At 71.4% G+C, this 14835-nt stretch carries 11 protein-coding genes; 8 read left to right on the top strand and 3 right to left on the bottom strand.

Features of this window, described 5'->3' with window-relative positions:
- The first annotated feature begins 39 nt into the window (after positions 1-39).
- The 7 genes from ACIP60_RS22965 to ACIP60_RS22935 all read left to right on the top strand — a co-directional run bounded on the left by ACIP60_RS22965 (position 40) and on the right by ACIP60_RS22935 (position 9113).
- On the top strand, positions 40-1698 hold the full coding sequence (locus ACIP60_RS22965) for an ABC-F family ATP-binding cassette domain-containing protein (RefSeq protein WP_400687279.1): 1659 nt from the start codon (positions 40-42) through the stop codon (positions 1696-1698).
- Positions 1699-1935: 237 nt separating this feature from the next.
- Entirely contained in the window at positions 1936-2379 is a 444-nt protein-coding gene (gene rplM, locus ACIP60_RS22960) for a 50S ribosomal protein L13 (protein WP_014136251.1), read from the top strand.
- A 47-nt stretch (positions 2380-2426) separates the two neighbouring features.
- Complete coding sequence (gene rpsI / locus ACIP60_RS22955) at positions 2427-2933, top strand: 30S ribosomal protein S9 (RefSeq protein ID WP_033213973.1); 507 nt, start codon at positions 2427-2429, stop codon at positions 2931-2933.
- A gap of 136 nt (positions 2934-3069) precedes the next feature.
- Complete coding sequence (glmM, locus tag ACIP60_RS22950) at positions 3070-4434, top strand: phosphoglucosamine mutase (protein ID WP_400687276.1); 1365 nt, start codon at positions 3070-3072, stop codon at positions 4432-4434.
- A gap of 126 nt (positions 4435-4560) precedes the next feature.
- Positions 4561-5637 (top strand): hypothetical protein, encoded by a 1077-nt coding sequence (locus ACIP60_RS22945; protein ID WP_400687274.1) that lies wholly within the window; start codon positions 4561-4563, stop codon positions 5635-5637.
- Entirely contained in the window at positions 5627-6829 is a 1203-nt protein-coding gene (locus ACIP60_RS22940) for a glycoside hydrolase family 26 protein (RefSeq protein ID WP_400687272.1), read from the top strand. The genes ACIP60_RS22945 and ACIP60_RS22940 overlap by 11 nt, the downstream gene beginning before the upstream one ends.
- A gap of 124 nt (positions 6830-6953) precedes the next feature.
- Positions 6954-9113 carry an acyltransferase family protein gene (locus tag ACIP60_RS22935; RefSeq protein WP_400687270.1) on the top strand — a complete coding sequence of 720 codons (2160 nt, stop codon included), beginning with the start codon at positions 6954-6956 and terminating at the stop codon, positions 9111-9113.
- A 63-nt stretch (positions 9114-9176) separates the two neighbouring features.
- On the opposite strand, the gene ACIP60_RS22930 is transcribed toward ACIP60_RS22935, so the two are convergent.
- The 3 genes from ACIP60_RS22930 to coaA form a co-directional block, all read right to left on the bottom strand.
- Positions 9177-10340, bottom strand: coding sequence for a glycoside hydrolase family 26 protein (locus ACIP60_RS22930; RefSeq protein ID WP_400687268.1), 1164 nt, complete (start codon positions 10338-10340; stop codon positions 9177-9179).
- Complete coding sequence (locus ACIP60_RS22925) at positions 10333-11652, bottom strand: glycosyltransferase family 2 protein (protein WP_111554934.1); 1320 nt, start codon at positions 11650-11652, stop codon at positions 10333-10335. The genes ACIP60_RS22930 and ACIP60_RS22925 overlap by 8 nt, the downstream gene beginning before the upstream one ends.
- A 154-nt stretch (positions 11653-11806) precedes the next feature.
- A complete protein-coding gene (coaA, locus tag ACIP60_RS22920) occupies positions 11807-12799 on the bottom strand; it encodes a type I pantothenate kinase (protein ID WP_111554935.1) in 993 nt (330 codons plus the stop codon).
- A 138-nt stretch (positions 12800-12937) separates the two neighbouring features.
- Here coaA and glmS point away from each other — a divergent pair, with 138 nt between their 5' ends.
- Positions 12938-14794: a glutamine--fructose-6-phosphate transaminase (isomerizing) gene (gene glmS, locus ACIP60_RS22915; RefSeq protein ID WP_400687580.1), complete on the top strand. Its 1857-nt coding sequence runs from the start codon at positions 12938-12940 to the stop codon at positions 14792-14794.
- Positions 14795-14835: the final 41 nt, after the last annotated feature.

The raw sequence follows: 14835 nt of genomic DNA, 5'->3' as shown, positions 1-14835 counted from the left end.
GTTTTGTCGCGGGGTGGGGGCTTGGCACAATTCCGTGGCATGGGACACGTCGAGATTTCGCACCTTGAGTACTACCTGCCGGACGGGCGGGTGCTGTTCGACGACGCGTCCTTCCGGGTCGGCGAGGGCGCGGCCGTCGCGCTGGTCGGCGCGAACGGCGCGGGCAAGACCACGCTGCTGCGGATGATCGCGGGCGACACCCAGCCGCACGGCGGCTCGGTGACGGTCACCGGCGGCCTGGGCGTGATGCGCCAGTTCGTCGGCACCACCGGCCGGGAGAGCGCCGCCGACGCCCCGGGCGCGCTGCCCGCCGACGCCTCGGTGCGCGACCTGCTGGTCTCCGTCGCCCCGAAGCGGATCGCCGACGCGGCCCGCGCGGTGGACGCCGCCGAGCTGGCGATGATCGCGCAGGACGACGAGAAGTCGCAGATGGCCTACGCCCAGGCGCTGTCCGACTGGTCGGACGCCGGCGGCTACGAGTACGAGGCCGACTGGGACGTGTGCACCACGGCCGCGCTCGGCATGCCCTTCGACCGGGCGCAGTGGCGCGGCCTGAACACCCTCTCCGGCGGCGAGCAGAAGCGCCTCGTCCTGGAGGCCCTGCTGCGCGGCCCCGACGAGGTGCTGCTGCTGGACGAGCCGGACAACTACCTGGACGTGCCGGGCAAGCGCTGGCTGGAGGAGGCGATCCGGGCCACCTCCAAGACCGTGCTGTACATCTCGCACGACCGCGAGCTGCTCTCCCGCACCGCCGAGAAGATCATCGCGGTGGAGTCCGGCGCGGCCGGCTCCAGCGTCTGGGTGCACGGCGGCGGCTTCGAGTCCTTCCACCAGGCCCGCCAGGACCGCTTCGCGCGCTTCGAGGAGCTCGGCCGTCGCTGGGACGAGGAGCACGCCAAGCTGAAGAAGCTGGTGGTCAACCTGCGGCAGGCGGCCTCGGTCAGCCACGCCCTGGCGACCCGCTACGCCGCCGCGCAGACCCGGCTGAAGAAGTTCGAGGAGGCCGGCCGGCCGGAGGAGCCGCCGCGCGAGCAGTCGATCACCATGCGGCTCAAGGGCGGCCGCACCGGCGTGCGGGCGTTCACCCTGCAGGGCCTGGAGCTGTCCGGCCTGATGAAGCCGTTCGACCTGGAGGTCTACTACGGCGAGCGGGTCGCGGTGCTGGGCTCCAACGGCTCCGGCAAGTCGCACTTCCTGCGGCTGCTGGCGGGCGACGAGTCGGTGGAGCACGGCGGCAGCTGGAAGCTCGGCGCCCGGGTCGTCCCCGGCCACTTCCGGCAGACCCACGCGCACCCGGAGCTGCTCGGCCGGACGGTGCGCTCGATCGTCGAGGAGGAGCACGCGCTCTCCCGCGGGGCGGCGATGTCCGCGCTGCGCCGCTACGAGCTGGACCGGCAGGAGGAGCAGAAGTTCGAGTCGCTCTCCGGCGGCCAGCAGGCCCGGCTGATGATCCTCAAGCTGGAGCTGTCCGGCTCGACCGCGCTGCTGCTCGACGAGCCGACCGACAACCTGGACCTGGAGAGCGCCGAGGCGCTCCAGCAGGGCCTGGAGGCGTTCGAGGGCACCGTGCTGTGCGTCACCCACGACCGCTGGTTCGCCCGCAGCTTCGACCGCTTCCTGGTGTTCGGCTCGGACGGCCGGGTCTACGAGTCCCCGGAGCCGGTCTGGGACGAGGCCCGGGTGGTCCGGGACCGCTGATCCGCGGCTCCGGAACCCGCGCTGCCGGGCCGGTTTGGAATCCGCCCCACCGGCCCGGTATCGTTGGCCGCTGTTGTGCGTATTGGCTCGCTCTATCTCACGTGAGAGGTCGGTACGCCGGAGACGACAGGCCGAACTCCAGCGGCTGCCCGAATTGCGTCCGGGCGGATCGGCTGGAGGCCCCGGGCCTTGGTGCTCCTGTCAGGACCCACTCACTGAAAAGCGAAGGCTACGACCGTGCGTACGTACAGCCCCAAGCCCGGCGACGTCCAGCGTCAGTGGCACGTCATCGACGCGACCGACGTCGTGCTCGGCCGCCTGGCCTCCCAGGCCGCCAACCTCCTGCGGGGCAAGCACAAGGCGATCTACGCGCCGCACGTTGACACTGGTGACTTCGTCATCATCATCAACGCCGACAAGGTGCACCTCTCGGGCAACAAGAAGACCCAGAAGCTGGCCTACCGCCACAGCGGCTTCCCGGGCGGCCTCCGCTCGGTCCGCTACGACGACCTGCTCGCGAACAACCCGGAGAAGGCCGTCGAGAAGGCCATCAAGGGCATGGTTCCGAAGAACAGCCTGGGCCGTCAGATGCTCTCGAAGCTGAAGGTCTACTCGGGCGACCAGCACCCGCACGCTGCGCAGCAGCCGGTGCCGTTCGAGATCACCCAGGTCGCGCAGTAATTCCGGCCACCCGCACCCCGACTGACGTAGAAGAGCTGAGGAACACCGTGGCCGAGACTGCCATCGAGAGCACCCTCGAGGTCGACTTCGACGACGAGAACGTCGACGAGTACACCACCGAGACCGAGTACACCACCGAGTCGCTGGCCGGCCGCTTCGGCGAGGCCGTCCCCGGCGCCGGCCTCGGCCGCCGCAAGGAGGCGATCGCCCGCGTGCGCATCGTCCCCGGCACCGGCCAGTGGAAGATCAACGGTCGCACCCTGGAGAACTACTTCCCCAACAAGGTGCACCAGCAGACCGTGAACGAGCCCTTCAAGCTCCTCGAGCTGGACGGCCGTTACGACGTCATCGCCCGCATCGCCGGCGGCGGCGTCTCCGGTCAGGCCTACGCGCTGCGCCTCGGCGTGGCCCGTGCGCTGAACGAGGCGGACGTGGACAACAACCGCGGCCCGCTCAAGAAGGCCGGCTTCCTGACCCGCGACTCGCGCGCCGTCGAGCGCAAGAAGGCCGGTCTGAAGAAGGCCCGCAAGGCGCCGCAGTACAGCAAGCGCTAATCGCACCCTTCATGCGATCCTCGCCCCGGAGCACTCCCGTGCTCCGGGGCGTTGTGCCTCCCGGACCGGTGCGGAGTCCGCGGGGGCGGCACCACCCGAGCCAAGCACAGGCGCGACAGGACGGACGAACGCGAACATGACACGACTCTTCGGTACCGACGGAGTGCGCGGGGTGGCCAACGAGGGCCTCACCGCGGAACTGGCCCTGGGCCTGTCGGTGGCCGCCGCCCACGTGCTCGGCGACGCGGGCGCGTTCGAGGGCCACCGGCCGGTGGCCGTGGTCGGCCGGGACCCGCGGGCGTCCGGAGAGTTCCTGGAGGCCGCCGTGATCGCCGGCCTGGCCAGCGCCGGCGTCGACGTGCTGCGGGTCGGCGTGCTGCCCACCCCCGCGGTCGCCTACCTGACCGGCGCGCTCGGCGCCGACTTCGGCGTGATGCTCTCCGCCAGCCACAACGCGATGCCCGACAACGGCATCAAGTTCCTCGCCCGCGGCGGCCACAAGCTGGACGACGCGATCGAGGACGCGATCGAGGAGCACTACCGCCGCTACGGCGTCGGCGACGAGACCTGGCACCGCCCGACCGGCGCCGCGGTGGGCCGGGTCCGCCAGTACAACGAGGGCTTCGACCGGTACGTGGCGCACCTGGTCGCGGTGCTGCCCAACCGGCTCGACGGCGTGAAGGTCGTCATCGACGGCGCGCACGGCGCGGCCGCCCGGGTCGCCCCCGAGGCGTTCGCCCGGGCCGGCGCCGAGGTGGTGCACACCCTGGGCACCGAGCCGACCGGCCTGAACATCAACGACGGCGTCGGCTCCACCCACCTGGACAAGCTGCGCGCCGCGATGAAGGAGCACAAGGCCGACCTGGGCATCGCCCTGGACGGCGACGCCGACCGCTGCCTGGCCGCCGACGCCGACGGCAACGAGGTCGACGGCGACCAGATCATCGCCGTCCTCGCGGTCGCCATGAAGGAGGCCGGCACGCTGCGCCGCAACACCGCGGTCGCCACCGTGATGTCCAACCTGGGCTTCAAGCTGGCGATGGAGCGCGAGGGCATCGAGCTGGTGCAGACCGCGGTCGGCGACCGGTACGTGCTGGAGGAGATGAAGCAGCACGGCTACGCGCTCGGCGGCGAGCAGTCCGGGCACGTCATCCTGCTCGACCACGCCACCACCGGCGACGGCACCCTGACCGGCCTGATGCTGGGCGCCCGGCTGGCCGCCACCAAGCAGCCGATGGCCGACCTGGCCGCGGTGATGACCCGGCTGCCGCAGGTCCTGATCAACGTCAAGGGCGTGGACAAGAACCGGGTCGAGTCCTGCGTCGAGCTCCAGGCCGCGGTCGCCGCCGCCGAGGCCGAACTCGGCGCCACCGGCCGGGTGCTGCTGCGCAAGTCCGGCACCGAGCCGCTGGTGCGGGTGATGGTCGAGGCGGTCGGCCACGAGCAGGCCCAGGACGTCTGCCAGCGCCTCGCCGACGCGGTCCGGCTGCACCTGGGCTGAACGGCCGCCGGTCGCGGCTTTGGTGACGGAACGACAACGCTTTACCCGTGCTTCGGACAGGCTGTCGAGGCACGGAGCACTACCGATAGCATTCGGGACTGTGATCGAAGCGTGGAGGGGGCGTTGATGTCCGAGGACCAGCCGCAGCCGCCGGCGTCGGGACCGGGAGTCCCGCCGCAGCCGGGCCCGCCGCAGCCCGCGTACGGCTACCCGCAGCAGGGGCCGCCGCCGGCGCCGGGGCAGGGAGCTCCGCCGCAGTCCGCGTACGGCTACCCGCAGCAGGGGCCGCCGGCCGCCGGCTACCAGCCGCCGCCGCAGCAGCCCTACGGCCCGGGGTACCCGCCGCCGCCCGGGCAGCAGCAGCCCTACCAGGGCCGGTACGGCGCCACCACGTTCCGGGGCGACGCGGAGTCGCCGGACTGGTCGGCGCTGGCGAGCCAGCACGAGGAGGAGCGGCGCCGGCGCAAGCGCAACCTGGTGGCGCTCAGCACGCTGGGCGCGCTGCTGCTGATCGGCGGCATCGTCACCGCGGCGATGCTGCTCACGCCGAAGGACAAGCCGGTGGACCCGGTGGCCGGCCCTTCGACGAGTGCGTCCGCGAAGGCCTCGGCGAGCGCGTCCGCGTCGCCCAAGGCCTCGGACCCGTCGTCCGCCGCGCCCGCGCCGAAGTCCGCGGAGGAGGCGCTGAGCCGGGCCTCCACCGACAAGGCGCCGGTGTCGCTCGACGCGCTGTTCCCGAACGCCACCCTGACCGTCGACGGGCAGACGCTGCAGAAGGCGGCGACCGAGCACGGCGACCAGTGCGGCGCGGGCACCGTCAACGGTCTGGGCGTGGTGCTGGAGAAGGAGAACTGCCGGGACATCTACCTGGCCACCTACCTCTCCGACAAGGCCGCGGTGACCGTCGGTGTCGTGGTGTTCGACTCCAAGACCCAGGCCGACCGGGCCCAGTCCAAGGTCGTCGGCAACATCAAGCCGCTGCGTTCCGCGCAGACCCCGCGGTTCTGCCCGGACCTGGCCCAGTGCGCGTTCTCCAACAAGGCGTTCGGCCGGTACATCGTGTTCACCACGGCGGGCAACGCCGACATGACCCCGGTGACCGACGGGAACCCGGCGACCAAGCAGGCCGCGGCGGGGGTGTCCAAGCAGGTGTTGGACGACCTGCAGGCCCGCGGTCAGGCCGCCCTGTCGAATGCGGGTTAAGCGGTTCCGGATCCCGCGCCCGCAGCCGCTCCGGCAGTGGCCGCAGCGGCTGCGGGCGCTCCCGGCCGCCCGGCTGTGGCCGGAGCGGCTGCGGGCGCTCCCTGCTGCCCGGCCGTGGCGGAGCTGCCCGCCGTTGGCGCTGGCGGGGCTGGCGATCGTCCTCGTCCTGGGGTGCACCGCGCTGCTGCTGGACGACGGCGCGCCGAACCAGGCGGCCGCGCAGACCGGACCGCCCACCGCCCCGGCGCCCACCGTGCCCGGGGGCACCGTTCCGGCCGAGCCGCCGGAGGAGTCCGGCACCGTCGCCCGGCGGGAGCAGCTGATGAGCCCCCCGGGCGTGCTGTTCGGCATCGCCACGCCGAGCGCGCCGTCCGCGGAGGAGGCCGCGGACATGGCACAGGCGGTCGGGGTGCGGTCGACGGTCCAGGAGTACTTCCTGAAGTGGAACCAGGACTTCGACCGGAAGGCGTTCGACGCGTCGTACCGGCTCGGCGGGGTGCCGCTGCTCACCTGGGAGCCGTGGTCGGGCGGCGACAAGGCCGTCGACCAGCCGGAGTTCGCGCTGGCGAGGATCGCCGCGGGGGCGCACGACGACTACGTGCGGCGCTTCGCCCAGGACGTGAAGAAGGCCGGCCGGCCGGTGGTGCTGCGCTTCGCGCACGAGATGAACGAGCCCTGGTACACCTGGTCGGAGGAGCGCAACGGCAACCGGCGGGGTGACTACGTCGCGGCCTGGCGGCACATCCACGACGTCTTCGAGCAGCAGGGCGTGACCAACGCCGTCTGGTTCTGGTGCCCGGACCTGCAGAGCCCCGGGAAGCCCCCGCTGTCCCGCTACTACCCGGGCGACGACTACGTGGACTGGATCGGGACGGAGGCGTACAGCACCGAGGGGGAGACCACGGCCGAGCAACTGCTGGGCGCCACCTACCGGGAGTTGACCGCGCTGTCGGACAAGCCGCTGTTCATCGGCGAGGCCGGGGTGCGGCCCTCGGACGTCAAGGCCGCGCTGATCCGGGACTTCTTCTCCTGGCTCTCGGCGCACCCGCGGGTCATCGGGTTCGTCTGGTTCCAGTTCTCCGACGCGGACGGCTCCCGTTACGACTGGCGGTTCACCACCTCGCCGGAGGCGCAACGCGCCTTCCGGGAGGGCCTGTCGTCGCTGCTGCTGGTCCCGGCACCGATGCGTTGACGGCCCGCACACACATCGTGCACGCCGCACCCATATGATCTGGACCCAGTCAGTGACAGGGGAGTACTTTCGGCGGCTCGGCGAACTGCTTCGCGCGAGGACCGGGGGCAGAGGAAGAGAGCTCATGAGCAGTTACCAGCAGCCCGCCCACGGGAACCTCGCGACCGAGGTCCGGGTGGGGCGGCAGGCCGGGGGCGGGCCGGCGCATCCGAGCGGCGGCCGGAGAGGGGCCCGGCGCAAGGAGCACGGCGGGAAGTCGTTCCGCCCGGACATCGAAGGCCTGCGGGCGGTGGCGGTCCTGCTGGTCCTCGCCTTCCACGCCGCGCCGAAGTACGTGTCCGGCGGCTTCGTCGGAGTCGACGTCTTCTTCGTCATCTCCGGGTTCCTCATCACCTCGCTGCTGGTGCACGAGATAGCCAGGACCGGTCGGCTCTCGCTGGCCGGGTTCTACGCCCGCCGGGCGAAACGGCTCCTGCCCGCCGCCTGCCTCACCCTGCTCGCCGCAGCGGCGCTCACCTACCTCTACCTGCCGGTCACCCAGCGCTCCACCTTCGGCGGCGACATCGTGGCCGCGGCGGCCTACTTCGTCAACTGGCGGCTGGCCGACCGCTCCGTCGACTACCTGGCCGCGGACATCCTGCCCTCGCCCGTCCAGCACTTCTGGTCGCTCGCGGTGGAGGAGCAGTTCTACCTGATCTGGCCGGTGCTCATCGTGCTGGCGCTCTGGCTCGCCCCGAAGGTCCGCTGGTCGCTGAGCCGGATGCTGGGCGTGGTCATCGCGCTGGTGGCCGGTGCCTCGCTGGCCTACTCGGTGATCCACACCGCGCTGTCCCCGGAGGCGGCGTTCTTCGTCACCCCGACCCGGCTGTGGGAACTGGCCGTCGGCGCGATCATCGCCCTGGCCGCGCCGCACCTGGCGGTGTTCGGACGGGGCGCCGGCGCGGCGTTCGCCACGGTCGGCCTGCTGATGATCCTGGGCGGCGGCTACTTCCTCGACGGCACCTTCGCCTGGCCCGGGTCCTGGGCGCTGCTGCCCACCCTGGGCGCCGCCGCCGTGCTGGCCGGCGGGATCAACGGCCCGTCCGGTGCCGGGAACCTGCTGGCCCTCCGGCCGCTGGTGTGGGTCGGCGGCATCAGCTACTCGCTCTACCTGTGGCACTGGCCGCTGCTGGTCGCCGCCCAGGCCGAGTGGGGCGACGGGACGAAGGTCAGCGCCCTCGCCGTGCTGGTGTCCGTCGTCCCGGCCTGGCTGTCGCACAAGCTGGTCGAGAACCCGATCCGGTTCTCCGCCGCCCTGGCCAAGCCGTTCAAGGCGGTCTGGGCGGTGGGCCTGCCGTTCACCGCGCTCGCCGTTGCCTGCGGCCTGCTGCTCACCACCCTCTCCTCGGGCGCCGAGGACGGCGGCGGCCCGGTGGCCGGCGCCGCCGCGCTGAACGGGATGAGCGCCCAGCAGCAGGCCGACCTGTGGAAGGTCAACAGCTCACCCACCGTCAAACCCGATCCGCTGAAGGCGCTGGCGGACGTGCCGGAGGCCTACGGCAAGGGCTGCCAGGCCAACCAGGACACCACCAACGTGTCCAGCTGCGACTTCGGCGACACCACCGCCTCCACCGTGGTCGTGATGGCGGGCGACTCGAAGATGCTGCAGTGGCAGCCGGCCCTCGACACCATCGGCAAGGCGCACGGCATCCACGTCGTCACGGTGACCAAGTCGACCTGCGCCTTCGCGGACACCACCGCGGTGCTGAACGACAAGCCCTACAAGAGCTGCGTCGAGTGGAACCGCAAGGCGATGGCCAAGATCCTCGCACTGCACCCGGCCCTCGTGCTCACCTCGCAGAACGCCGCCGTCGCGCTGCCCGACGCCTCGGCGAGCGGGCCCGGCGACGTGCCGCCGATGCGCGGCGGCATGGAGCGCACCTGGACCCAGCTGCAGAAGGCGGGCATCCCGGTGACGGTCGTGCTGAACAACGTCAACGGCGTGCCCTCGCCGGTCTACGAGTGCGTCGCCAACCACCGGTCCAAGCTGTCCGAGTGCTCCTTCGGCTCGCCGGACTACCGGACCGCGGACCTGCAGACCGACCTGGCCAAGGCGCTCGGCGCGGGCGTCATCGACCTCAACCCGATGATCTGCCCGGGCGGGCACTGCCCCGCGGTGATCGGCTCGGCGCTGATCTACCGCGACGGCTCGCACGTCACCGCGACCTACGTGAGGACCCTGGCGCCGGCCCTCCAGGAGCAGCTGGAGCGGGAGTTCGCCCGCAACAAGATCGCCTGGAAGTAGCGGGCGGAACGCGGACGGGCCCGGAGGCGATCCGCCTCCGGGCCCGTCCGCGTTCCCGGCGGGTCAGCCGGAGAGTCCCCTGGCCAGTTTGACCGAGGCGATGCCGTTCGCGAAGGCGCGCAGGGCCTCGGGGGTCTCGTCGAAGCGCCAGTCCGCCTTGGCGCCGTGGTCGGTGTCGCGTTCGAACCAGACGAAGCCGATCACGTCGGGCTGCTGGTTGAGCCAGTCGAAGAAGTCCGAGACCCACTGCGCCTTGAGGGCGGTGGACGGTTCGCGGCCGGTCTCGGTGATCAGGATCGGCTTCGCGGTGAGGCCGCGCAGGACGGTCAGGGTCGGGCCGAAGGTGTCGTCGGCCGTCTTCTCCCCCTTGGTGCCGTAGCCGGTCACGCCGACCCAGTCCACGTAGGCGTCACCGGGGTACAGCGGGGGCAGGGCCACCTTCGGCACCGGGCGGGTGATGTTGGGGCTCCATATCCAGATCACGTTCGCCGCGCCGGCCTGCGCGAACACGTCGTGGACGTGCTGCCAGGCCTGCACGTACTGGCCCGCCTGGTTGCCGTTCTGGCTCTCCGACCACGGGTACCAGACGCCGTTCATCTCGTGCGCGAAGCGGATCGCCACCGGCCACTTCTGGGCGGCGACGGCCTGGGCGAAGCGCCGGATGTAGTCGTCGTGCTGCCCGTCGATGATGGTGGACAGCGCGTACTTCGGCTGGTCGGTGTGGCCGGCCTCCTCGCCCTCCCAGGGCTCCCAGGAGAGCACGGGCAGGGTGCCGTGCTCGTAGGCCTGGGCGACCGCCTTCGGGTCGAACTCGGCGTCCCAGCGCACGAAGTACTCGGTCATGGTGGGCCGGGTGCCGCTCTTGTCGGCGAGCGAGTCCAACTCGGCGGAGGACCAGGGGGCTTCGGCGGTCGCCACCCCGAAGTACTTGCCGTCGGGGTTGGCGAACACCGACTTGTCGGGCACCGGCGGAGGCTGCGGGTGCACCAGCTGCTGTATGCCGGGGGCATCCGCCGGGTGCCCGAGGCCGGCGTACCGGGGGCCCATGCCGTCCAGCCGCAGCGCCGCCATGACGCCCCAGCAGAGGGCGCTCAGCAGCACGACGTTGACGACCATCCAGACCCGCAGCCGGATGCCGCTGCCGCGCGACCACCAGTGCATCTTCTTGCGCCGCCGGGGGACGGTGACCTCCCGGGCCGCGCTCTCCGCGGCTGTCGTCTCAGACACTCATCATCACCGATCCGACCAGCATGGCGCTGCCCAGCAGATAGGGGATGACCACTTTGGCGCTGCGGACGCGCTCACCCGCGAAGCTGTCCTCGCGGGTGCCCCAGGACGCGTTGTGGCCCATCCGGAAGAAGCCCAGCAGCCGGACCGGCAGCAGGATGAAGGTGTTGATCACCATGAAGACCGGCAGGAAGACCAAGTCCTGTATCCGGTAGGCGAAGTGACGGCCGAACCGGATGCAGAGCGACAGCAGCGACATCACCGCGGCGAGCACCAGGATGGTGGCGACGGCCCGCCAGTGCACCGCGGGCAGCGGCAGCTCCATGTACAGGCTGGGCCCCGTCCGGTGCCACAGGGCCTCGCCCCAGGAGGCGAAGGAGCCGAGCAGCACGAACGGCACCAGGATGTCGACCAGGTAGAACAGCGCCAGCATCCGGGCCCGGCGCAGCATCCACGGCAGCATCCGCAGGGTGTTGTACTGCGAGCCGCGGGCCCAGCGGTACTGCTGCTTGGCGAGCTTGCCCAGCCGCAGCGGGGCGTCCGTGTACACCAGGGAGGTGGACTGGTACACCGTGCGGTAGCCCTGCTTGAGGGCGTAGTTGGTCAGCGTGCGGTCGTCGCTGACCTCCAGGAAGACCCCGAGGAACTTCTCCGACAGGAAGTCGTCCATGCACTCCAGCAGGATCTTCCGGCGGAACGCGATGGTCCGGCCCGGCAGGCAGCCGACGGTGCCGAGCACGCTCATCGCCGGCAGCGAGTACTGGCAGCGCACGCTCTCCAGCCAGTCCGCCCAGCGGGTGAGCACGGACCGGCCGGGCTCCAGGATGCGCTGACGGGTCGTCACCCCGCCGACGTCCTCGTCGCGGAACGGCTTGACCAGCTCCGGCAGGGTGGTGGGGGTCCACACGGTGTCGGAGTCGACCAGCACCGCGATGTCACCGGTGCAGGCCTCCAGGCCGACCTTCAGGGCGTTGCGCTTGCCCGGCGTCCGGGTCCACAGCCAGTACACGCCGAGCTGGTCGCAGACCTGCTCCAGGACTTCGTTGCGCCTGCCGTTGATGACCACGACCATCTCGGTGGGCTGCTGGTCGATGATCCGGTCCAGCACCGAGTAGAAGAGGTCCGGTGGTTCGTCGACCACCGGGATGATCACGGAGGTGGTCACCTCGTAGGGCCGCTTCCAGGGGCGGTAGCGGCGGGCCAGGCCGAGCCTGACGAACCACAGGGCCCACACGCCGGTCATGAAGACGGCGAAGGGGTAGACGGTGCCGACAGTCCACCACTGGCGGAGCTGGAGCAGGAAAGCGAGCATGGCCCCCGAAACCGTCCCGACTTGGCTGTGTGCTTAGGCCGTCCTGATGATAGACGCTCGGCCAAGGGGTAAAACGCTGCAATAGCGGGCATACGCGCCCCCCTCGTGAGGAGGGCCGCGCCAATCGGGACCAAGCCGTAATGTCGAAGGGGCGTCAGAGCTTGCGCAGCAGCGCCCGGCGGACCTTGTGGTCCGGCCCCTTCTGGAGCACCAGGGTGGCCCGGCCGCGGGTGGGCAGCACGTTCTCCAGCAGGTTGGGCTTGTTGATGGTCCGCCAGACCTGGCGGCCGTAGTCCATCGCCTCCTCCTCGGGCACCTCGGTGAAGCGCCGGAAGTAGGAGTTCGGGTCCTGGAAGGCGGTCTGCCGCAGCTTGCGGAAGCGGTCCAGGTACCAGGCCTCGATGTCGTCGGTGCGGGCGTCGACGTAGATCGAGAAGTCGAAGTAGTCGGCGACGGCCATCCTGGTCCGGCCGTCGGTGCCGGGCAGGGCCGGCTGGAGCACGTTCAGGCCCTCGACGATCAGGATGTCGGGGCGCTCCACCACCAGCCGCTCGCCCGGCACGATGTCGTACACCAGGTGGGAGTAGACCGGCGCGGTGACCCGGTCCTTGCCGGCCTTCACGTCGGCGACGAAGCGCATCAGCGCCCGCCGGTCGTACGACTCGGGGAAGCCCTTGCGGGCCATCAGGCCGCGCCGGCGCAGCTCCGCGTTGGGCAGCAGGAAGCCGTCGGTGGTGACCAGTTCGACCCGGGGGTGCTCGGGCCAGCGGGCCAGCAGCGCCTGGAGCAGGCGGGCGGTGGTGGACTTGCCGACCGCGACGGAGCCGGCCACGCCGATGATGAACGGGGTGCGCACCCGTTCGGTGTCGGGCGTGTCCAGGAAGCTCCCGATGGCGCCGCGCAGCTCGTGGGTGGCGTGCACGTAGAGGTTGAGCAGCCGGGACAGCGGCAGGTAGACGTCCCGGACCTCGTCGAGGTCCAGGGCGGTGCCGAGTCCGCGCAGGCGCTCGACCTCCTCGGCGGTCAGCGGCAGGGGGGTGCGCTCGCGCAGCGCGCTCCACTCGGCGCGGTCCAGATCCACGTACGGGGAGGGAGTGGGCGCGGGCGGCGCACCCTTCGTACAGAGTTCGGTCAGCACGGTGTCCATTGTGGGCCGTGTCCGGGTCGACGGGTGTTGTGGTGTCGGTCACCCGGCGCGGCCGGCCCGTGCCGCCGCCCCGTGCGGTCACCCGGTGTGGTCATCCGGCGCACCGGGGGCCGAACGTCCGCACTTATGCTGGCGCACATGTGCGGAATTGTTGGATATACCGGGCCTCAGGAGGCCCTCGACGTAGTGATCGCAGGTCTGCGGCGGCTGGAGTACCGGGGCTACGACTCGGCCGGCGTCGCGGTGCAGACCGCAGGAGCCGACGGGCAGTGGCTCCTGTCCACCGACAAGCGGGCCGGAAAGCTCGTCAACCTCGAGAAGTCGCTGGCCGAAACCCCTCTCCCGGCCGGCACCACGGGCATCGGACACACCCGGTGGGCCACCCACGGCGGCCCCACCGACGCCAACGCCCACCCCCACCTGGACGACCACCGCAAGGTCGCGGTGGTCCACAACGGCATCATCGAGAACTTCGCCCGGCTGCGCGCCGACCTCACCGACCGGGGCCACACCCTCCGCTCCGAGACCGACACCGAGGTCGTCGCCCACCTGCTCGCCGAGGCCTACGACGGCGACCTGGCCGAGGCCATGCGCGCCGTCTGCCGCCAGCTCGACGGCGCCTTCACCCTGGTCGCGGTGCACGCCGACGCCCCCGGCACGGTGGTCGGCGCCCGCCGCAACTCGCCGCTGGTGGTCGGCGTCGGCGACGGCGAGAACTTCCTCGCCTCGGACGTCGCCGCGTTCATCGCGCACACCCGCGAGGCGATCGAGCTCGGCCAGGACCAGGTCGTCGAGCTGCGCCCCGAGGGCGTCACGGTGACCGACTTCGACGGCGCCCCCGCCGAGGTCCGCGAGTACCACGTGGACTGGGACGCCTCGGCCGCCGAGAAGGGCGGCTACGACTACTTCATGCTCAAGGAGATCGCCGAGCAGCCGAAGGCCGTCGCCGACACCCTGCTCGGCCGGATCGGCACCGACGGCCGGCTCACCCTCGACGAGCTGCGCATCCCCGACCAGGTGCTGCGCGAGGTCGACAAGGTGGTGATCGTCGCCTGCGGCACCGCGTTCCACGCCGGCATGATCGCCAAGTACGCGATCGAGCACTGGACCCGGGTCCCCTGCGAGGTCGAGGTCGCCAGCGAGTTCCGCTACCGCGACCCGATCATGGACGACCGCACCCTGGTGATCGCCATCTCGCAGTCCGGCGAGACCATGGACACCCTGATGGCGCTGCGGCACGCCCGCGAGCAGGGCGCCAAGGTGCTGGCGATCTGCAACACCAACGGCTCGACCATCCCGCGCGAGTCCGACGCCGTGCTGTACACCCACGCCGGCCCCGAGGTCGCGGTCGCCTCCACCAAGGCGTTCCTGACCCAGCTGGTCGCCTGCTACCTGGTCGCCCTCTACCTGGGCCAGGTGCGCGGCACCAAGTGGGGCGACGAGATCTCCTCCGTCATCCGCGAGCTCGGCGACGCCCCCCGGCAGGTCGAGCAGGTGCTCGGCACCATGGAGCCCGTCCGGGCGCTGGCCCGCTCGCTGGCCGGCGCCCGCTCGGTGCTCTTCCTCGGCCGGCACGTCGGCTACCCGGTGGCCCTGGAGGGCGCGCTCAAGCTCAAGGAGCTCGCCTACATGCACGCCGAGGGCTTCGCGGCCGGCGAGCTCAAGCACGGCCCGATCGCCCTGATCGAGGAGGGCCTGCCGGTGGTCGTGGTGGTGCCCTCGCCGCGCGGCCGCTCGATCCTGCACGACAAGATCGTCTCCAACATCCAGGAGATCCGGGCCCGCGGCGCGCGCACCATCGTGATCGCCGAGGAGGGCGACGAGGCCGTCGTCCCCTACGCCGACCACCTGATCCGCATCCCGGTCACCCCGACCCTGCTCCAGCCCCTGGTCTCCACCGTCCCGCTCCAGGTCTTCGCCTGCGAGCTGGCCACCGCCAAGGGCCACGAGGTCGACCAGCCGCGCAACCTGGCCAAGTCCGTCACGGTCGAGTAGCGCGCGTATCGTCCGTGCCGGTGCGGAGCGCTCCGCACCGG

Origin of the sequence: Kitasatospora sp. NPDC088783 (assembly GCF_044750705.1) — a bacterium.
Lineage (GTDB): Bacteria > Actinomycetota > Actinomycetes > Streptomycetales > Streptomycetaceae > Kitasatospora > Kitasatospora fiedleri.
This window is presented reverse-complemented; position numbering and strand designations above follow the sequence as displayed.

Bases quoted from the DNA above. Each gene is read 5' to 3' on its own strand.
- ACIP60_RS22940 (WP_400687272.1), top strand. From the start codon at position 5,627: ATGCGGGTTAAGCGGTTCCGGATCCCGCGCCCGCAGCCGCTCCGGCAG.
- coaA (WP_111554935.1), bottom strand. From the start codon at position 12,799: ATGGACACCGTGCTGACCGAACTCTGTACGAAGGGTGCGCCGCCCGCG.
- ACIP60_RS22925 (WP_111554934.1), bottom strand. From the start codon at position 11,652: ATGCTCGCTTTCCTGCTCCAGCTCCGCCAGTGGTGGACTGTCGGCACC.
- glmM (WP_400687276.1), top strand. From the start codon at position 3,070: ATGACACGACTCTTCGGTACCGACGGAGTGCGCGGGGTGGCCAACGAG.
- glmS (WP_400687580.1), top strand. From the start codon at position 12,938: ATGTGCGGAATTGTTGGATATACCGGGCCTCAGGAGGCCCTCGACGTA.
- ACIP60_RS22945 (WP_400687274.1), top strand. From the start codon at position 4,561: ATGTCCGAGGACCAGCCGCAGCCGCCGGCGTCGGGACCGGGAGTCCCG.
- ACIP60_RS22965 (WP_400687279.1), top strand. From the start codon at position 40: ATGGGACACGTCGAGATTTCGCACCTTGAGTACTACCTGCCGGACGGG.
- ACIP60_RS22935 (WP_400687270.1), top strand. From the start codon at position 6,954: ATGAGCAGTTACCAGCAGCCCGCCCACGGGAACCTCGCGACCGAGGTC.